Annotated in this window: 18 protein-coding genes; 14 read left to right on the top strand and 4 right to left on the bottom strand. The window is 72.0% G+C overall.

The features are described 5' to 3' along the window. Position 1: 1 nt before the first annotated feature. From glyA to GMA12_RS05115, 7 genes are all read left to right on the top strand, one after another. The gene (gene glyA / locus GMA12_RS05145; protein ID WP_156267822.1) at positions 2-1,288 is read left to right on the top strand and encodes a serine hydroxymethyltransferase; all 1,287 of its coding nucleotides are present in this window, start codon (positions 2-4) and stop codon (positions 1,286-1,288) included. Positions 1,289-1,290: 2 nt separating this feature from the next. Then, positions 1,291-2,178, top strand: coding sequence for a bifunctional methylenetetrahydrofolate dehydrogenase/methenyltetrahydrofolate cyclohydrolase (locus GMA12_RS05140; RefSeq protein WP_162459493.1), 888 nt, complete (start codon positions 1,291-1,293; stop codon positions 2,176-2,178). A 155-nt stretch (positions 2,179-2,333) separates the two neighbouring features. Then, positions 2,334-2,861 (top strand): hypothetical protein, encoded by a 528-nt coding sequence (locus tag GMA12_RS05135; RefSeq protein ID WP_240898610.1) that lies wholly within the window; start codon positions 2,334-2,336, stop codon positions 2,859-2,861. A gap of 61 nt (positions 2,862-2,922) precedes the next feature. Next, positions 2,923-3,759, top strand: coding sequence for an exodeoxyribonuclease III (locus GMA12_RS05130; protein ID WP_156267818.1), 837 nt, complete (start codon positions 2,923-2,925; stop codon positions 3,757-3,759). A 69-nt stretch (positions 3,760-3,828) separates the two neighbouring features. Beyond that, positions 3,829-4,884 (top strand): tryptophan--tRNA ligase, encoded by a 1,056-nt coding sequence (trpS, locus tag GMA12_RS05125; RefSeq protein ID WP_162459492.1) that lies wholly within the window; start codon positions 3,829-3,831, stop codon positions 4,882-4,884. Positions 4,885-4,911: 27 nt separating this feature from the next. After that, the gene (locus GMA12_RS05120) at positions 4,912-5,475 is read left to right on the top strand and encodes a 2'-5' RNA ligase family protein (protein ID WP_162459491.1); all 564 of its coding nucleotides are present in this window, start codon (positions 4,912-4,914) and stop codon (positions 5,473-5,475) included. Positions 5,476-5,484: 9 nt separating this feature from the next. After that, positions 5,485-6,594: a YhjD/YihY/BrkB family envelope integrity protein gene (locus GMA12_RS05115; RefSeq protein ID WP_156267816.1), complete on the top strand. Its 1,110-nt coding sequence runs from the start codon at positions 5,485-5,487 to the stop codon at positions 6,592-6,594. Between the two features lie 178 nt (positions 6,595-6,772). Here GMA12_RS05115 and GMA12_RS05110 read toward each other — a convergent pair whose 3' ends face one another. The 4 genes from GMA12_RS05110 to sdhC form a co-directional block, all read right to left on the bottom strand. Further along, positions 6,773-7,744: a succinate dehydrogenase iron-sulfur subunit gene (locus GMA12_RS05110; RefSeq protein WP_240898609.1), complete on the bottom strand. Its 972-nt coding sequence runs from the start codon at positions 7,742-7,744 to the stop codon at positions 6,773-6,775. After that, positions 7,744-9,495, bottom strand: coding sequence for a succinate dehydrogenase flavoprotein subunit (gene sdhA, locus GMA12_RS05105; protein ID WP_156267814.1), 1,752 nt, complete (start codon positions 9,493-9,495; stop codon positions 7,744-7,746). Before sdhA ends, GMA12_RS05110 begins: the two co-directional genes overlap by 1 nt. Positions 9,496-9,604: 109 nt before the next feature. After that, on the bottom strand, positions 9,605-10,093 hold the full coding sequence (locus GMA12_RS05100) for a succinate dehydrogenase hydrophobic membrane anchor subunit (protein WP_075872831.1): 489 nt from the start codon (positions 10,091-10,093) through the stop codon (positions 9,605-9,607). Between the two features lie 3 nt (positions 10,094-10,096). Further along, positions 10,097-10,492: a succinate dehydrogenase, cytochrome b556 subunit gene (gene sdhC / locus GMA12_RS05095; RefSeq protein ID WP_162459490.1), complete on the bottom strand. Its 396-nt coding sequence runs from the start codon at positions 10,490-10,492 to the stop codon at positions 10,097-10,099. Positions 10,493-10,720: 228 nt separating this feature from the next. On the opposite strand from sdhC, the gene GMA12_RS05090 reads away from it, so the two are divergent. The 7 genes from GMA12_RS05090 (at position 10,721) to GMA12_RS05060 (ending at position 19,127) form a co-directional block, all read left to right on the top strand. After that, positions 10,721-11,842, top strand: a complete 1,122-nt coding sequence (locus GMA12_RS05090) for a mannose-1-phosphate guanylyltransferase (protein ID WP_240898608.1) — start codon at positions 10,721-10,723, stop codon at positions 11,840-11,842. A gap of 39 nt (positions 11,843-11,881) precedes the next feature. Beyond that, entirely contained in the window at positions 11,882-13,129 is a 1,248-nt protein-coding gene (locus tag GMA12_RS05085) for an amidohydrolase (RefSeq protein ID WP_156267810.1), read from the top strand. Between the two features lie 115 nt (positions 13,130-13,244). After that, positions 13,245-14,351 (top strand): BMP family lipoprotein, encoded by a 1,107-nt coding sequence (locus GMA12_RS05080; RefSeq protein ID WP_156267808.1) that lies wholly within the window; start codon positions 13,245-13,247, stop codon positions 14,349-14,351. Positions 14,352-14,466: 115 nt separating this feature from the next. Then, on the top strand, positions 14,467-16,044 hold the full coding sequence (locus tag GMA12_RS05075; protein WP_156267806.1) for an ABC transporter ATP-binding protein: 1,578 nt from the start codon (positions 14,467-14,469) through the stop codon (positions 16,042-16,044). After that, a complete protein-coding gene (locus tag GMA12_RS05070) occupies positions 16,041-17,291 on the top strand; it encodes an ABC transporter permease (protein WP_156267804.1) in 1,251 nt (416 codons plus the stop codon). Before GMA12_RS05075 ends, GMA12_RS05070 begins: the two co-directional genes overlap by 4 nt. Further along, positions 17,288-18,658, top strand: a complete 1,371-nt coding sequence (locus tag GMA12_RS05065) for an ABC transporter permease (RefSeq protein WP_156267802.1) — start codon at positions 17,288-17,290, stop codon at positions 18,656-18,658. The genes GMA12_RS05070 and GMA12_RS05065 overlap by 4 nt, the downstream gene beginning before the upstream one ends. A gap of 91 nt (positions 18,659-18,749) precedes the next feature. Continuing rightward, positions 18,750-19,127 carry a cytidine deaminase gene (locus GMA12_RS05060; protein WP_162459523.1) on the top strand — a complete coding sequence of 126 codons (378 nt, stop codon included), beginning with the start codon at positions 18,750-18,752 and terminating at the stop codon, positions 19,125-19,127. Positions 19,128-19,140: the final 13 nt, after the last annotated feature.

Below are 19,140 nucleotides of genomic sequence, written 5' to 3'. Positions count from 1 at the left end.
CATGTCCACGAGCTCGATCCAGTCCGTCACCAACCAGCCTCTCGCCGAGGTCGACCCGGAGGTCGCGGCGGCCATCGCCGACGAGCTCGGACGCCAGCGCGGCACCCTCGAGATGATCGCCTCCGAGAACTTCGCCCCGCGCGCGGTGCTCGAGGCGCAGGGCTCGGTGCTGACGAACAAGTACGCCGAGGGGTACCCCGGCCGCCGCTACTACGGCGGCTGCGAGTACGTCGACGTCGTCGAGAACCTCGCCCGCGACCGCGCCACCGCGCTGTTCGGCGCCGAGCACGCCAACGTCCAGCCGCACTCGGGCGCCCAGGCGAACACCGCCGTGATGCAGGCCCTGATGCAGCCCGGCGACAAGCTCATGGGCCTGTCCCTGGCCCACGGCGGCCACCTCACCCACGGCATGAAGCTCAACGTCTCCGGCAAGCTCTACGAGATCGCCGCCTACGAGGTCGACCCCGACAGCTACACGATCGACATGGACAAGGTCCGCGAGCAGGCCCTCGCCGAGCGGCCGCAGACCATCGTGGCCGGCTGGTCCGCCTACCCGCGCGAGCTCGACTTCGAGGCCTTCCGCTCGATCGCCGACGAGGTCGGCGCCAAGCTGTGGGTGGACATGGCCCACTTCGCCGGGCTCGTGGCCGCGGGCCTGCACGCCAACCCGGTCCCGCACTCCCACGTGGTGACCTCCACCGTGCACAAGACCCTCGCCGGCCCCCGCTCCGGGGTGATCCTCACCACCGGTGAGCTCAAGAAGAAGATCGACTCCGCCGTCTTCCCGGGCCAGCAGGGCGGGCCCCTGATGCACGCCATCGCGGGCAAGGCCGTGGCCTTCAAGATCGCCGCCACCGAGGAGTTCCGCGTGCGCCAGGAGCGCACCGTCGAGGGCGCCCGCATCCTGGCCGAGCGGCTCACCGCCGCCGACGTCGCCGAGGCCGGGGTCTCCGTCCTGACCGGCGGCACCGACGTGCACCTGGTGCTGGTGGACCTGCGCAACTCGCAGCTGGACGGCAAGCAGGCCGAGGACCTCCTGCACGAGGCCGGGATCACCGTCAACCGCAACGCCGTGCCGTGGGACCCGCGCCCGCCGATGGTCACCTCCGGGCTGCGGATCGGCACCCCCGCCCTGGCCACCCGCGGCTTCGGCGCCCCCGAGTTCGAGGAGGTGGCCGAGATCATCGCGACCGCCCTCAAGCCCGGCGCGGACGTCGCCGCCCTGCGCGCGCGCGTGGACAAGCTCGCCGCCGACTTCCCGCTCTACGACGGCCTCGAGGAGTGGTGAGCGTGGGCGCGCGCATCCTCGACGGGCGGGCCGCCTCCGCGGCCATCAAGGCCGAGCTCGCCCAGCGCGTGGCCGCGCTGGCGGAGCGGGGCGTCACCCCGGGCCTCGGCACGGTGCTCGTGGGCGACGACCCCGCCTCCCACTCCTACGTGGGCGGCAAGCACAAGGACTGCGCCGAGGTCGGGATCTCCTCGATCCGCCGCGAGCTGCCCGCCGACGTCTCCCAGGAGGACCTCGAGGCGGTCATCGACGAGCTCAACGCGGACCCGGCCTGCACCGGCTACATCGTCCAGCTCCCGCTGCCCGGCCACCTGGACACCAACGCGATCCTGGAGCGCATCGACCCGGACAAGGACGCCGACGGGCTGCACCCGACCAACCTCGGCCGGCTCGTGCTCAACGTCTCCGAGCCGATGACCTCCCCGCTGCCCTGCACGCCCAACGGCATCGTGGAGCTGCTGCGCCGCCACGAGGTGGACCTCGCGGGCCGGCACGTGCTCGTCGTCGGCCGCGGCGTGACCGTGGGGCGGCCCATGGGGCTGATCCTGACCCGCCGGGAGATCAACGCGACGGTCACCCTCGCCCACACCGGCACCGAGGACCTCGACGCGCTGCTGGCCCAGGCCGACGTGGTGGTGGCCGCCGCCGGGCGCCCGCACATGATCGGGGCGGACGCCCTCAAGGACGGGGTGGTGCTGCTCGACGTCGGGGTCTCCCGCGTGGAGGACCCGGAGACGGGCAAGAAGCGGCTCACCGGCGACATCGACCCGGCGGCCGCGGAGAAGGCCTCCTGGATCTCGCCGAACCCCGGCGGCGTCGGCCCCATGACCCGGGCCATGCTGCTGCTCAACGTCGTCGAGGCCGCCGAGCGGCACGCCGGCTCCCGCTGAGCACCGGCCCCCGGGCAGGCCGCGGCGCCGGGAACGAGCGATCGTTCCCGGCGCCGGGCCCGTTCCGCGCGGACGCCGGGCCCTCGGCGCCGCGGACCGGGCCTCCCGGGCCGCCGGGTTCGTGGCCGGGCCGGGGATTTGAGACAATGGTGACCATGCGCTCCATCGGATCCTCCGCCACGTCCAGCCCGTCCGCCCCCGGGACCGGCAGCCGCACGACCCTCTGGGGCACGGTGATCGGCCTGGCCGTGCTCGTGGTGATCTTCGTGGTGGCGCTGCTGCAGGCCGCCAACGCCAACTCGTGGCTCGGCTGGGCGCTCGCGGGCATCGCGCTCGGATGGCTGCTGCTCGCCACGTGGGTGGTGCTCATGGTCCGCAAGGCCGCCCGCTTCGGCCGCCGGCAGGTCGAGGAGGCCCAGGAGCAGCTGCGGGCCGGCTCCGGCCGGGCCCCCGCCGCCGCGCAGTCCGGCGCCACCCGCTCCATGCGGGACGAGAAGCTCTCCCACAGCTTCCAGATCGTCCTCGTCCAGTCCAAGGTGATCAAGCAGGAGCTCGCCGGGCTGCCCGCCGAGGGCGTGGACCGCGAGGCCCTGGACCGGGCGCTCGACACGATCGACATCACCGCCGGCAACGGGATGAGCATGCTGCGCCAGGAGCCGCTCAGCGGCACCGTCGTCGACTGACCTGCGGCCCGCCCGCTCCCTTCCCCCGATCGCCCCCGTCCCGAAGGCCAGGTGCCCCTGCATGTCCCGCCCCGAGAACGTCCTGCGCGTCGCCACCGTCAACGTCAACGGCATCCGCGCCGCCTACAAGCGCGGCATGGCCGACTGGCTCGCCGGGCGCGAGGTCGACATCCTGTGCCTGCAGGAGGTCCGGGCCCCGGACAAGGTCGTCCGGGAGCTGCTCGACGAGCAGGCCTGGGACGTCCACCACGCCGAGGCGGCGGACAAGGGCCGGGCCGGCGTGGCGGTCGCGACCCGCCGCGACGCCCGCGCCGGGACGCTGCTGCCGGTGGCCCGGCGGGACTCCATCGGCCACGAGCACTTCGCGGCCTCGGGGCGGTGGGTCGAGACCGACCACGCCCTCGCCGACGGCAGCACGCTCACCGTGGTCTCGGCCTACGTCCACTCCGGGGAGGTCGGCACGGTGCGCCAGGACGACAAGTACCGGTTCCTCGACGTCATGACCGAGCGGCTGCCCGAGCTGGCCCGCACCCGGGAGCACGTCCTCGTGGTCGGCGACCTCAACGTGGGGCACACCGAGCTCGACATCAAGAACTGGAAGGGCAACGTCAAGAACGCCGGGTTCCTGCCCGAGGAGCGGGCCTACTTCGACCGCTTCTTCGGGGAGCACGGGTACAAGGACGTCGCCCGGGAGCTGGCCGGACCCGTCCCCGGCCCGTACACGTGGTGGTCCTACCGCGGCAAGGCCTTCGACACCGACGCCGGGTGGCGCATCGACTACCACATGGCCACCCCGGCGCTGGCGGCCGCCGCCGTCTCCGCCGTGGTCGACCGCGCCCCCAGCTACGACACCCGCTTCTCCGACCACGCGCCCGTGGTGGTCGACTACCAGCTCTGACCCGCTCCGCCCCGCACCCCCGCACCCCCGCGCCCACCCGGCGCCGGCCCGACCGAAGGACCCCACACCGTGACCGCTGACCCCGCGCCGTTCGACGTCCGTTCCGCCTCCGGCAGGCCCCGAGTCGTGTCGGGGGTGCAGCCCTCGGCGGACTCCCTGCACCTGGGCAACTACGTGGGCGCGGTGCGCAACTGGGTGGACATGCAGGACGACAACGAGTGCGTGTTCTTCGTCGCGGACCTGCACGCGGTCACCACGGACCAGGACCCCGCGACCCTGGCCCAGCGCACTCGCGTCACGGCCGCCCAGTACATCGCGGCGGGCATCGACCCGGAGCGCTCCACGCTGCTCGTGCAGTCCCACGTCCCCGAGCACGCCCAGCTCGCGTGGGCGCTGAACTGCATCACCGGCTTCGGGGAGGCGTCCCGGATGACGCAGTTCAAGGACAAGTCCGCCAAGCAGGGCGCCGAGAACGCGACCGTGGGCCTGTTCGCCTACCCCGTGCTGATGGCCGCGGACATCCTGATCTACCAGGCCCACCAGGTCCCGGTCGGCGAGGACCAGCGCCAGCACCTCGAGCTGACCCGCAACCTCGCGCAGCGCTTCAACGCCCGGTACGGGGACACCTTCGTGGTCCCGGAGGCCAAGATCCTCGCGGAGTCGGCGAAGGTCTACGACCTGCAGAACCCCACGGCCAAGATGTCCAAGTCCGCGGCCGCGGAGAACGGGCTCGTCCGGCTGCTGGACCCGGCGAAGAAGAACGCCAAGAAGATCAAGTCCGCCGTCACCGACGACGGCACCGAGATCCGCTTCGACCGCGAGGCCAAGCCCGGGATCTCGAACCTGCTCACCATCTACTCGGCGCTCACGGGCCGCCCGGTGGACGAGATCGTCGCGGAGTACGAGGGCAGGATGTACGGACACCTCAAGGTCGGGCTGGCCGAGGTGGTCGACGAGACGCTGCAGCCCATCCGTTCCCGCGCCCTCGAGCTGCTGGACGACCCCGCCGAGCTGGACCGCATCCTGGCCCGCGGCGCCGAGAAGGGCCGGGAGCTCACCGTGGCGACCCTCGCCGCGGTCTACGACCGGATGGGCTTCCTGAGCCGGGCCGGGGGGCTGGGCTAGGCTGGGTCCGTCCTGTGAGGAGTTGACGTGATCCCAACGCACCAGTCTCCGACCATCCGCCCCGGTCAGGTCTACGCGGGCGTGGTCATCGAGCTGCCCGAGCCCGTGGGGCGGGAGCTGCAGGACTGGCGCGCGTCCTTCGGGGACCCGGCCTCCTACGCCGTGCCGGCGCACATCACCCTGATGATCGCCCCGCAGGCGGCGCACTGGGACGAGGTCGTCGAGCGGGTGCGGTCCGTGGCCCGGACCTGGCGGCCGTTCCGCCTGGAGATCAACGGCACCGGCACGTTCCGGCCGGTGAGCCCGGTGGTCTACCTGCGCGTCCTCGAGGGCGCGCAGCAGTGCCGCGCCCTGCACGAGGCCCTGCACGAGGAGCAGCTGGTCTCCGCGTCCCCCTTCGAGTTCCACCCGCACGTCACCATCGCCCAGGCCGTGGGGGAGGACGACCTCGACCGCGCCCAGGAGATGCTGCGGACCTACCGGGCCGGCTTCCTCGTGGACCGGATCGGCCTCTACGAGCTCGACGGCCGCGGCGTCTGGCGGATCCGCGAGGAGTTCCCCTTCACCGGGACCGACCGCGGTGAGAGCTGACCCGCCGCCATGAGCACCAGCACGGGGCCCCGCACGGGCCCGGCACCGGAGATGCCGCCCCGGGCGGTCGACCGGCACGGGCTGCGCCGTGAGGCGCTGCGCCAGCAGGCCCTGCTGCGCGAGCGGCGCGCCGCCGGCGCCGGGCCCGCGGCCCTGGCGGGGTCCGTGCTCCTGGTCGGGCTCTCCCGCTTCTTCACGCACCTGCCCGTGCGCGTGGTGATGCACTACCTCTTCCACGGCGGCCCCCTCATGGCGGCCGGGCTGTCCTTCGTGCTGATCTTCGCGTCCACCTCCCTGCTGGTCGGCGGCTTCGCCACGATCGGCATCTTCCTGGGCAACGCCCCGGAGGTCCGCGACGCCGTGGTGCGCGCCGTCACCGAGCGTGTGCCGGGACTGCTCGACACCGGCACCGGGGGAGTGGTCCCCCTCGACCTGCTGGAGGACACTCGCCCCTTCACCCTCGCCACGGTGATCGGCGCCGCCGTGCTGCTCTTCTCGGGCTGGCGCTGGGTCTCCGGGGTGCGCCTGGCGTTCCGCCGGATCTTCGAGGTGCCGCCGGCGCAGGGCATGCCCATCGCGGCCGTGCCCCGCGACCTCCTGGGCCTGCTCCTCCTCGGGGTGCTGCTGGCGCTGTCGGTGGTGGCCAACAGCGCCGCCTCGGGGCTGCTGGGCTTCCTGCTCGACGCCGCCGGCGAACTGGGCTGGGGCCGGGGGCCGGAGTGGCTGCGCACCGGGCTGACCTGGGCGCTGAGCACCCTCCTCGTGGTCGTCCTGGACGCCCTGTTCGCCCTCGAGCTCGTCCGGGGCGTCGCCGGGCTCCGGCTGACCCGCCGGGCCCTGCTGGCCACGGTCCTCGCCGCGGCGGCCGGCAACTTCGCCCTGCGCTACGCCGGGGGAGCCCTCATCGCCGGGGCCACCGCGAACCCCTACCTGCTGTCCGTGGCCCTCGTGGTGGGGGTGCTCGTGTGGTTCTACCTGTTCAGCCAGGTCCTGCTCTTCTCCGCGGCGCTCGGGGCGATCGTGCAGGCGGACCAGCACGGCGGCCGGGTGCACCCCTCGGGGGAGGCCGTGGCCGTCACCGTGCTGCCGATGAGCTCGGTGCCCGGCCCCGGCCGCTGACGTCCCCTCCCGGGCACCCGCCCGGGTCCGGCGGGGCCCGCCTCCCGGAGGCGCCACGAGGGCGTCGCGAGGTCGTCGCGAGGGCGGCACGGAGACAGCACCGCGGGGCCCGGCAACAACGACGACGGCGGCCCGCCCCGTCGCCGGGGCGGGCCGCCGTCAGGGGCCGTCGGGACGCTCACATGGAGCGGCTGAGGATGGCGTTCTTGACCTCGGAGATGGCCTTGGTGACCTGGATGCCGCGCGGGCAGGCCTCGGTGCAGTTGAAGGTCGTGCGGCAGCGCCACACGCCCTCCTTGTCGTTGAGGATCTCCAGGCGCAGGTCCCCGGCGTCGTCGCGGGAGTCGAAGATGAACCGGTGCGCGTTGACGATCGCGGCCGGGCCGAAGTACTGGCCGTCGGTCCAGAACACCGGGCAGGACGACGTGCACGCGGCGCAGAGGATGCACTTGGTGGTGTCGTCGAAGCGCGCCCGGTCCTCCGGGGACTGGTAGCGCTCCATCGTCGGCTCGTTGCCGCCGGCCACGAGGAAGGGCATGATCTCGCGGTAGGACTGGAAGAACGGCTCCATGTCCACGATCAGGTCCTTCTCGCACGGCAGGCCCTTGATGGGCTCCACGGTGACGGGCTTGGACAGGTCCAGGTCCTTGAGCAGCACCTTGCAGGCGAGGCGGTTCTGGCCGTTGATGCGCATGGCGTCGGAGCCGCACACGCCGTGGGCGCAGGAGCGGCGGAAGGACAGCGAGCCGTCGATCTCCCACTTCACCTTGTGCAGGGCGTCCAGCACGCGGTCGGTGCCGTACATGGTGAGCTTGTACTCGTCCCAGCGCACCTCGTCGGAGAGCTCGGGGTTGTAGCGGCGGATCCGCAGGGTGAGGTCGAACGTGGGGATCTCCTGGTTGGCCTGCTGCTCCTCGGGCAGGCTCACCTGCGAGGCGGGCTCGCCGTCCTCGGCGTTCGCGGCGGCGGGGTCCACGGCAGGTGCCTCGGCCTGGTTGCGCTCGTCGACGGACCCGGCGTCCGCGTCGGTCTTGTAGCCCGCGCGCTCGTCCTGGTCGTGGCCCGGCGCGCGGCCGTGCTCGGGAGCCCGGTCCTGCGGGTCGTCGTTGCGCCCGTCCTCGGGGCGGTCGGGAGTGTGTGCGGTGGACATCAGTACTTACGCTCCATGGGCTCGTAGCGGGTGAAGATGACGGGCTTCGTCTCCTGCCGGATGCCCCCGGTGGGGGAGGAGGGGTCGAGGTAGACCATCGAGTGCTTCATGAAGTTCTCGTCGTCGCGCTCCGGGAAGTCCTCCCGGAAGTGGCCGCCGCGGGACTCGTTGCGGTGCAGGGCCGCGACGGTCATGACCTTGGCCAGCTGCAGCAGGAAGCCGAGCTCCACGGCCTCGAGCAGGTCCAGGTTGAAGCGCTTGCCCTTGTCCTGGATCGAGATGTTCGCGTAGCGGGCCTCGAGGGCGGCGATGTCGTCCAGCGCCGTCTGCAGGGTCTCCGCGGTGCGGAACACCTGGACGTTGAGGTCCATGGTGTCCTGCAGGTCCTTGCGGATCGCGGCGACCTTCTCGGTGCCGGTGCCGTTGCGGGCGTTGTCGAGCAGCGCCACGGTGCTGTCCAGGGCGGTGTCCGGGACGGGCACGAACTCGGCCCGCTGCGCGTACTCGGCCGCGTAGATCCCGGCCCGCTTGCCGAACACGTTGATGTCCAGCAGCGAGTTGGTGCCCAGGCGGTTGGAGCCGTGCACGGACACGCAGGCGACCTCGCCGGCGGCGTACAGGCCGGGGACCACGGTCTCGTTGTCCTGCAGCACCTCGGCCTTGATGTTGGTCGGGATCCCGCCCATCGCGTAGTGGCACGTGGGGAACACCGGGACCGGCTCGGTGTAGGGCTCCACGCCCAGGTAGGTCCGGGCGAACTCCGTGATGTCGGGCAGCTTCGCGTCGATGTGCGCCGGCTCCAGGTGGGTGAGGTCGAGCAGGACGTAGTCCTTGTTCGGCCCGGCCCCACGGCCCTCGCGCACCTCGTTGGCCATGGAGCGGGCCACGATGTCACGGGGGGCGAGGTCCTTGATGGTGGGGGCGTAGCGCTCCATGAACCGCTCGCCGTCCGCGTTGCGCAGGATCCCGCCCTCGCCGCGGGCGGCCTCGGAGACCAGGATGCCCAGGCCGGCCAGGCCGGTCGGGTGGAACTGGATGAACTCCATGTCCTCGAGCGGCAGGCCGTTGCGGAACGCGATGGCCATGCCGTCGCCGGTGAGGGTGTGGGCGTTGGAGGTGGTCTTGTAGACCTTGCCGGCCCCGCCGGAGGCGAAGACCACGGACTTCGCCTGGAAGACGTGCAGCTCGCCGGTGGCCAGCTCGTAGGAGACCACGCCCGCGACGCGCCGCTGACCGTCGATCTCGGTCATGACCAGGTCCAGGACGTAGTACTCGTTGAAGAACTCCACGTTGTGCTTGATGCAGTTCTGGTAGAGCGTCTGCAGGATCATGTGCCCGGTGCGGTCCGCGGCGTAGCAGGCCCGGCGCACGGGCGCCTTGCCGTGGTCGCGGGTGTGGCCGCCGAAGCGGCGCTGGTCGATCTTGCCCTCGGGAGTGCGGTTGAAGGGCAGCCCCATCTTCTCCAGGTCCAGGACCGCGTCGATGGCCTCCTTGGCCATGACCTCCGCGGCGTCCTGGTCGACGAGGTAGTCACCGCCCTTGATGGTGTCGAACGTGTGCCACTCCCAGTTGTCCTCCTCGACGTTGGCGAGTGCTGCGCACATGCCGCCCTGCGCCGCGCCGGTGTGGGAGCGGGTGGGGTACAGCTTGGTCAGTACGGCAGTACGAGAGCGCTGGCCGGCCTCGATGGCGGCGCGCATACCGGCACCACCGGCACCGATGATGACCACGTCGTACTTGTGAACCTGCATACCGGTTGTTCTTTCTGTTGGGTGTTCAGTCAGATGTTCTGGGGCCCGGTCGCCTGCGGCCGGACGGCGCGGACGGCCCGCCGGGAGCGGGCCGTCCGCGCGAGGGGTCTCAGCCCGCGGTGCAGAAGGAGGCCAGCAGGGCCGGGTCCGCGCCGGCGGGGCAGGGCTCGAAGGTGAAGATCACCAGGGTGCCCAGCAGAATCACGAAGGCGGAGGTGGTGAAGAGGAAGACCTTCAGCCAGAACCGGGTGCGGTCCTTCTCGGCGTAGTCGTCGATGATCACGCGCAGGCCGTTGGTGCCGTGCAGCATCGCCAGCCACAGCAGGAGCATGTCGAAGACCTGCCAGAACGGGCTGGCCCACTTGCCGGCGACGAACGCGAAGTCCACGGCCTCGACCCCGCCCTCGGGGGAGACGAGGTTCACCCACAGGTGGACGAAGACCAGCACGAGCAGGACCACGCCGGAGAAGCGCATGAACAGCCACGCGAACATCTCGAAGTTGTTGCGGCGGGAGGAGGAGCGGTTGTACTTGACGCCGTTGACCTCGAGGTCCTTGCTCCGGGGGACCGAGATGCTTGCCTTGAGCGGAGTGCTCATTGATTAACCCCCGAAGATGGAGAGGTGGAAGATGTTGGACAGGTGCCGGACCAGGAACGGGACCATCACCACGAGCCACAGCGCGAGGACGCCCCAGAGCATCTGCTTCTGGTAGCGGGTGCCCTGCGACCAGAAGTCCACGAGGATGATGCGCAGCCCGTTGAAGGCGTGGAAGACGATGGCCGCCACGAGGCCGGCCTCGCCGAGGCCCATGACCGGGTTCTTGTAGGTCTCCATGACCGCGTTGTAGGCCTCGGGCGAGACCCGCACGAGCGCGGTGTCCAGGACGTGGACCAGAAGAAAGAAGAAGATGGCCACGCCGGTGATGCGGTGGGCGACCCAGGACCACTGGCCATGGGCCTGGCCGCGGTACAAGGTGCCCTTGGATGTCTTCGCCACTGAAAAACCTCCCTGAGTCGCTCGCCGTCGTGCGCTCTTGAAAACCGGGAATTCGCACTGCGCACGACGTGAGCGGAGCCCTCCGGCTCTGTGTCGGATATTGCGCGAGTTCCTTTCCACGATACCAGCACGGACGCCGTTTACTGACAGCCTGTCCCCCGCCAGGACACGGATCTCGCCGTGGGCGGACGTCCTTTTCCGTGCCGCCCGGCTCGGCGTCGTATGGTGATGCGTGTGACCTCTCCCCTCGCGCACTTCCACCCCTTCATCCCGGCCGGAGGGGTCGGCTCTCGGCTCTGGCCGCTCTCCCGGGCCGACGCCCCGAAGTTCCTGCTGGACCTCACCGGATCCGGCTCGTCGCTGCTGCGTGCCACCTACGACCGGCTGGCCGGACTCAGCGGCGGCCGCGTGATGGTCGTCACCGGGCGCACCCACGCCCCCGCGGTCTGCCGGCAGCTGCCGGAGCTGTCCCCGGGGGACCTCGTGCTCGAGCCGTCGCCGAAGGACTCGGCGGCGGCCATCGGCCTCGCCTGCATGCTCATCGCCCGGCAGGACCCGGACGCGATCGTCGGCTCCTTCGCGGCCGACCACGTGATCGAGCCCGCCGAGGCGTTCCAGGACGTGGTCCGGGAAGCGGTGGCGGCCGCGGCCTCGGGCCGGATCGTGACCATCGGCATCCCGCCGAGCTCCCCGGCCACCGGGTTCGGCTACATCCGCGCCGGCACGCAGCTGGGCCTGCAGGGCGCCCCGCACGCCCTGCAGGTCGAGCAGTTCGTGGAGAAGCCGGACGAGGCCACCGCGCGCGCCTACGTGCACAGCGGCAACTACACGTGGAACGCCGGCATGTTCGTGGCCCCCGCCTCCCTGATGCTGCGCCACCTCGCCGCCAGCGAGCCCGCGCTGCACGCGGGGCTGGCCGAGATCGCCGACGCGTGGGGCACGCCCGCGCAGGACGAGGTGGTCGACCGGGTCTGGCCCGGCCTGCCGAAGACCGCCATCGACTACGCCGTGGCCGAGCCCGCCGCGGCGGCCGGGGACGTCGCCATGGTGCCCGCGACCTTCACCTGGGACGACGTGGGGGACTTCGCCGCGATCAGCCGGCTCAACCACGTCGACCCGCACGGGGACCCGCACGTGACCGTGCTGGGCGACAACAGCCGGGTGCTCGCCGACAGCTCCACGGGCATCGTCGTCTCCGACACGGGCCGGATGATCGCGCTGATCGGCGTGGAGGACATCGTCGTCGTCGACACCCCCGACGCGCTGCTGGTGACCACCCAGGAGCACGCCCAGCGGGTCAAGGACGCCGTGGCCTCGCTCAAGCAGAGCGGCAACACGGACGTGCTGTGAGCGTCCCGGGCCGCGCACGGCCCGGAGTACCCTGGACAGATGCCTGACGCGCCATCCCCCGCCGCAGCCCTGGAGGCCGGCCTCCCGCCGGCCATCGGCCCCCTCCTCAAGCGGTACCTGCCGGACCTGATCGCCTTCCGGCGCGACCTGCACCGGCACCCGGAGCTGTCCTACCAGGAGTTCCGCACCACCGACCGGATCGTCGCCGCCCTGGAGAACATGGGCCTGAGCCCCGTGCGGCTCACCGACACCGGGTGCTACGTGGACATCGGCCACGGGCCCCTGGCCGTGGGCCTGCGCGCGGACATCGACGCGCTGCCCATCCAGGAGGGCACGGGCCTGGACTACTCCTCCGTCAACGACGGCGTGGCCCACTCCTGCGGCCACGACATCCACGCGACCGTGATGGTCGGCGTGGCCAAGGTGCTCGCGGACCTGCACCGCACCGCGCACATCGCCGGCACCGTGCGGATCGTCTTCCAGCCCGCCGAGGAGCAGCTGCCCGGCGGCGCCCTCACGGTGATCCGCCAGGGCGCGCTCGAAGGCGTGCCGCGCATGTTCGCCCTGCACTGCGAGCCCAAGGTCGACGTGGGCCAGGTCGGGACCCGGATCGGGGCGATCACCTCCGCCTCGGACACCGTGCGGATCGAGTTCACCGGTCGCGGCGGGCACACCTCCCGCCCGCACCTGACGCAGGACCTCGTCTACGCGATGGCCCAGATCGCCGTCAACGTCCCCGCCGTGCTCTCCCGGCGGATCGACGCCCGCTCCGGGGTCGCGGTGGTCTGGGGGCAGATGCACGCCGGCGTGGCGCCCAACGCCATCCCCGCCACGGGGTTCATGTCCGGGACCATGCGCTGCCTCGACGCCGACGCCTGGCACCGCGCCGGCACCCTGCTCGACGAGGTCGTGCACCAGGTCGCGGCGCCCTACGGGGTGGACGTGGAGCTGGAGCACATCCGCGGCGTGCCGCCCGTGGTCAACGGGGAGGTCGAGACCACCCTCATCGAGAACGCCGCCCGCGCGGAGCTCGGCGAGGACGCCGTGGTGCTGGTGCACCAGTCGATGGGCGGGGAGGACTTCGCGTGGTTCCTCCAGGAGGTCCCCGGGGCGATGATGCGCCTGGGCACCCGGACCCGGGGCGGGCACACCTACGACCTGCACCAGTCGGACTACGTGGCGGACGAGGCGGCCATCGGCTGCGGCGTCCAGGTCATGGCCAACACCGCCCTGCGCGCCATCCGGCTGCGCTCCCGGGAGACGCGCCCCGACGTCACGACGAATTAACGCCAGCCTCCGTCCACTGCGCCTACCCGTGGGTAGAATGACACCACGTCACGCCACACCGCGTGGACGGGACCCGTTGCCCGCGGCCGGGTCACCCCTGTCTCCTGGAGGAACCATGACCTTCTCACCCCGGACGTCCCGAGGATCCCGCCCGCTCTCCGCCGCCGCGCTGCTCGGCGTCTCCGCCCTGGTCCTCGCCGGCTGCGGGGCCGCGCCCGAGGAGGGCGGCCAGGCGCAGGAGCAGGCCACCGACTTCACGGGCTGCATCGTCTCCGACTCCGGGGGCTTCCAGGACCGCTCGTTCAACCAGAACTCCTACGAGGGCCTGCAGGCCGCCCAGGAGTCCATGGGCATCGAGGTGCAGCAAGCCGAGTCCCAGGCCGAGACCGACTTCGTGCCCAACCTCAACTCCATGGTCCAGCAGGGCTGCGACCTGACCGTCTCCGTGGGCTTCCTCCTCGCCGACGCCACCCGCGAGGCCGCCGAGGCCAACCCGGAGTCGAACTTCGCGATCGTGGACGACGCCTCGATCGAGCTCGACAACGTCAAGCCGCTGGTCTACAACACGGCCGAGGCCGCGTTCCTCGCCGGCTACGTCGCGGCCGGCACCACCCAGACCGGCAAGGTCGCCGCCTACGGCGGCATGGACATCCCCACCGTGACGGTGTTCATGGACGGCTTCGCCGACGGCGTCGCCCACTACAACGAGACCAAGGGCGAGAACGTCGAGCTGCTGGGCTGGAACAAGGACGCCCAGGACGGCACCTTCGTCAACAGCTTCACCGACACCTCCGCGGCGAAGACCACCACGCAGAACTTCATCAACGAGGGCGCGGACATCATCATGCCCGTGGCCGGCCAGGCGGCGCTGGGCACCCTCGACGCCGTGGTCGCCGCCAACGACGGCGGCGACGAGGTCCGCTTCGTGTGGGTCGACGCCGACGGCTACGAGACGCTGGACCAGGGCCAGCAGTACCAGCTCACCTCCGTGCTCAAGCAGATGAGCACCTCCGTGCAGGACGTCGTCGAGACGGCGGCGGAGGGCCAGTTCAGCAACGAGCCCTACATCGGCACCCTCGAGAACGACGGGGTGGGCATCGCGCCCTACCACGACCAGGAGGAGGCCGTGGGCGAGGAGCTCGCCGCCGAGGTGGAGCAGCTCAAGCAGGACATCATCGACGGCACCGTCACCGTCGAGTCCGAGAACTCGCCGCAGGCCTGATCCCGGACGTCGGCGACCACCGCACCCACCGCCGCCAGCACCACGGCCCCCGGCCGCAGCTGGCGGCGGTGGCGTGCCCGCCCGGGGCCGCGCACGGCCCAGGAGGAGGACCACCATGAAGCTCGAGCTGCAGTCCATCACCAAGCGGTTCGGTGCCTTCGCGGCCAACGAGGACATCGACCTCGTCGTCGAGCCCGGGCAGATCCACTGCCTGCTCGGGGAGAACGGGGCCGGGAAGTCGACCCTGATGAACGTCCTGTACGGGCTCTACCGGCCCACCGCGGGGCGCATCCTCGTGGACGGCGCCGAGGTGTCCTTCAAGGGCCCCGGCGACGCCATGGCCGCCGGCATCGGCATGGTGCACCAGCACTTCATGCTCGTGCCCGTGTTCACGGTCGCCGAGAACGTCGCCCTGGGGGCGGAGAGCACGAAGGGCGCGGCCCTGGACCTGGAGACCACCCGGCGCCGGATCCGGGAGATCTCCGACCGCTACGGCTTCCACGTGGACCCGGACGCCGTCGTGGAGGACCTGCCCGTGGGCGTGCAGCAGCGCGTCGAGATCATCAAGGCCCTCGTGCGGGAGGCCCAGGTGCTCATCCTCGACGAGCCGACCGCCGTGCTCACCCCGCGCGAGACCGACGAGCTGCTCGAGATCATGCGCCAGCTGCGCCGCTCGGGACGCTCGATCCTGTTCATCTCGCACAAGCTGCGCGAGGTCAAGGAGATCTCCGACGTGATCACCGTGGTCCGCCGCGGCCGCGTGGTGGGGCAGACCTCCCCGGAGGCCTCGACCTCCGAGCTCGCCGCGCTGATGGTGGGCCGCGACGTCTCCCTCACGGTGGCCAAGGGCCAGGCCGAGCCGGGGGAGCGCGCCCTCGAGGTCAGCGGGCTCACCGTGGTCGGCGACAACGGCGTGAAGCTGCTCGACGACGTCAGCTTCGACGTGGCCCGCGGAGAGATCCTCGCGGTGGCCGGTGTGCAGGGCAACGGCCAGACCGAGCTCGCCGAGGCGATCCTGGGCCTGCGGGAGCGGGCCACCGGCTCGATCCGGCTGGCCGGCACGGAGCTGCTGGGCAGGTCGGTGCGCCAGGTGCTGGACGCCGGCGTGGGCTTCGTCCCGGAGGACCGCTCCACGGACGGGCTCGTGGGGCCCTTCACCGTCGCCGAGAACCTGGTGCTGGACCTCTACGGCGACGACCGCTTCTCCCGCGGGCCCTCCCTGCGCCTGGGCGAGGTCCAGGCCAACGCCCGCCGCGCCGTCGAGCAGTTCGACGTGCGCACCCCGTCGGTGGACGCCCCGGTCCAGACGCTCTCCGGCGGCAACCAGCAGAAGGTCGTGATCGCCCGGGAGCTGTCCCGGCCCCTCGAGCTCTTCCTCGCCTCCCAGCCCACCCGCGGGGTGGACGTCGGGTCGATCGAGTTCATCCACGAGCAGATCGTCGCCGAGCGGGACAAGGGCGTGCCCGTGCTCATCGTCTCCACCGAGCTCGACGAGGTCTACGCGCTCGCGGACCGGATCGCCGTGTTCTTCCACGGCCGCATCATGGGCATCGTCGGCCCCGACACCCCGCGCGACGTCCTGGGCCAGATGATGGCCGGGGCCACCGCCGAGGAGGCCCGCGCCTCCGCCGCCCAGCACAACCCCCAGCACAACCCCCAGCACACCGCCCAGCACACGAAGGAGCAGGCATGAGCGCCACCGGAGCGGCCCCCGCGGTCGCCGAGCAGCAGAGCGCGCCGCCGCCCACGGCCACCACCCCCGGCGCCCCGCGGCGCACCTGGCTGGGCTCGGCGCTGCAGTCGGTGCTCGCGATCGTCGCGGCCCTGGTGCTGGGCGGGCTGCTGATCGCCGTGACCGACGAGCGCGTCGCCGACGCCGCGGGCTACTTCTTCGCCCGCCCCGGGGACACCCTCGCCGCGATGTGGGCCGCGGCGTCCTCCGCCTACGAGGCCATGTTCTACGGCGCCGTCTACAACCCCAACGGCGCGACCTTCGCCCAGCGGATCTACCCGCTCACCGAGACGCTGACCGTGGCCACCCCGCTGATCCTCGCCGGCCTCGGCGTGGCCGTGGCCTTCCGGGCGGGGCTGTTCAACATCGGCGCCCAGGGCCAGCTGCTGATCGGCGCGGCCCTCGCCGCGTGGGTGGGCTTCGCCTGGCAGCTGCCGGTGGGCGTGCACCTGCTCGCCGTGGTCCTCGCCGGCGCCGTGGGCGGAGCCCTGTGGGGCGGGATCGTCGGGCTGCTCAAGGCCCGCACCGGCGCCCACGAGGTGATCCTCACGATCATGCTCAACTACATCGCGCTGAACCTGGTCGCCTATCTGCTGACCCGGCCCGCCTTCCTGCGGCCCGGGTCCTCGAACCCGGTGAGCCCCCAGATCGCCGAGACCGCGATGTTCCCGCGGCTGCTGGGGGAGCAGTTCCGCCTGCACTGGGGCTTCGTGCTCGCCATCCTCGCCACCGTGTTCGTGGCGTGGCTGCTCCACCGCTCCACGGTGGGCTTCGAGCTGCGCGCCGTCGGCGCCAACCCGCGCGCGGCCCGCACCGCCGGCATCTCCGTCACACGCGGCTACGTCGTCGTCATGCTGCTCGCGGGCGCGCTGGCCGGCCTCGCGGGCGTCGCGCAGGTCGCCGGCACCGAGCGGGCGCTGACCTCCGGGATCGCCGCGTCCTTCGGCTTCGACGCGATCACGGTGGCCCTGCTGGGCCGGTCCAAGCCGTGGGGGACGTTCTTCGCCGGCCTGCTCTACGGCGCCTTCCGCGCCGGGGGCGTCACGATGCAGTCGATGACCGGCACGAACATCGACATCGTGCTGGTCGTGCAGTCGCTGATCGTGCTGTTCATCGCCCTGCCGCCGCTGCTGAGGACCGGCCAGGACCGGGTCCGGACCCGGCGCGGACGGGGCACCACCACCGCCACCGAGGGGGCCCGGGCATGAGCTCGCAGGAACCGACACCGCAGCACGAGAACGCCCCGTGGGCCGACGGCAGCACCGCCACCACCTCCGCCACCGCCACCGCGCCGGCCGAGGCGGAGCTGTCCACGGCGGCGGCCAACGAGGTCGTGGGCGTGACCAGCTGGCGCACCCCCGTGGTCCTGGCCCTGCTGAGCGCCGTGGCCCTCGTCCTGTTCGGGCTCAACGCCCCGGACAACCGGGTCGCCTTCCGCGTCTCCGAGGACGGGGACCTCTTCCGCGTGCCGGACCTCGCGGTCAACGGAGTGGTGTGGGGCTGGCTCACCGTGGTCGTGCTCCTCGCCCTGACGGCCCTGGCCTTCGTGCGCGCCCGGGCCCGGGCGCAGCTGCCCCGCTGGGCGGTGCTGGTGTTCGGCTTCTTCTTCGTCAGCGGCTTCCTCGTGTGGGTCGTGGGCAGCTCGCGCACCCCGGACGTGTCCCTGTCGGGCCTGCTGGCCGGGTCCGTGGCCCTGGCCATCCCTCTGATCTTCGGCTCCCTGGGCGGACTCCTGTGCGAGCGCTCCGGGGTCGTGAACATCGCGATCGAGGGGCAGCTGCTGTTCGGCGCCTTCTCCGCGGCCGTGGCCGGGTCCCTGTCCGGCAGCGCCTGGGTGGGGCTGCTGGCCGCCGTGGTCGGCGCGGGCCTGGTCTCCCTGGTGCTCGCCGTCTTCTCGATCACCTACAAGGTCAACCAGGTGATCGTGGGCGTGGTGCTCAACGTGCTCGTCTCCGGGCTGACCGGCTTCCTCTTCGCCACGGTGCTGGAGACCAACGCGAGCGTGTTCAACTCCCCGCCGCGGCTGCCGCGCTTCGCCGTGCCCGTGCTCTCCGAGATCCCCGTGCTCGGCCCCATCCTCTTCGACCAGTCCGTGATCGGGTACCTGATGTACGTGGCGGTGGCCGTGGTGTGGTTCGCCCTGTACCGCACCCGCTGGGGGCTGCGCACCCGCGCGGTGGGCGAGCACCCCAAGGCCGCGGACACCCTGGGCGTGAACGTCAACGCGCTGCGCTTCCGCAACGTGCTGCTCGGCGGCATGGTCGCCGGGGTCGGCGGGGCGTTCTACACCCTGGTCTCCGTGTCCGCGTTCACCCGGGACATGACCTCCGGCGCCGGGTACATCGCCCTGGCCGCGCTGATCTTCGGCCGGTGGAACCCCATCGGGGCACTGCTCGCGTCCCTGCTGTTCGGCTTCGCGTCCAACCTGCAGTCCATCCTGTCCTTCCTGGGCACCCCCGTGCCCAGTCAGTTCCTGGCCATGCTCCCGTACGTCGTGACGATCCTGGCCGTGGCCGGGCTCGTCGGCGCCTCCCGCGCCCCCGCGGCCTCGGGCCAGCCCTACACCAAGGAGTGAGCCCACCGTGACCGAGCACCAGCCCCCGGCGGGGACCGGGGCCGCCCACGCCGCCCCGGAGGACACCGCGGAGGTCACCGCGGAGGGCGCCGTGGACTGGGCGCGGCTGCGCGCGGCCGCCGTCGCCGCCCGCGAGCACGCCTACGTGCCGTACTCGCGCTTCCCCGTGGGCGCGGCCGCCCTGACCGAGGACGGGCGGGTGGTCTCCGGGTGCAACGTGGAGAACGCCTCCTACGGGCTGACCCTGTGCGCGGAGTGCGCCCTGGTCTCGGCCCTGCACATGTCCGGCGGCGGCCGGCTCGCCGCCTTCGTCTGCGTGGACGCCCGCGGGGACGTCCTGATGCCCTGCGGGCGCTGCCGGCAGCTGCTGTACGAGCACCGCGCGCCCGGTCTGCGGCTGCTCACCGTCTCCGGGGTGCGGACCATGGCCGAGGTCCTGCCCGACGCCTTCGGCCCCGAGCACCTCTGACGGGTCGCGGGCG

The sequence above is a fragment of the Kocuria sediminis genome (assembly GCF_009735315.1).
Classification (GTDB): Bacteria; Actinomycetota; Actinomycetes; order Actinomycetales; family Micrococcaceae; genus Kocuria; species Kocuria turfanensis.
Note: the sequence above shows the minus strand (reverse complement) of the source record. Positions and strands in the feature narration are given on the sequence as shown.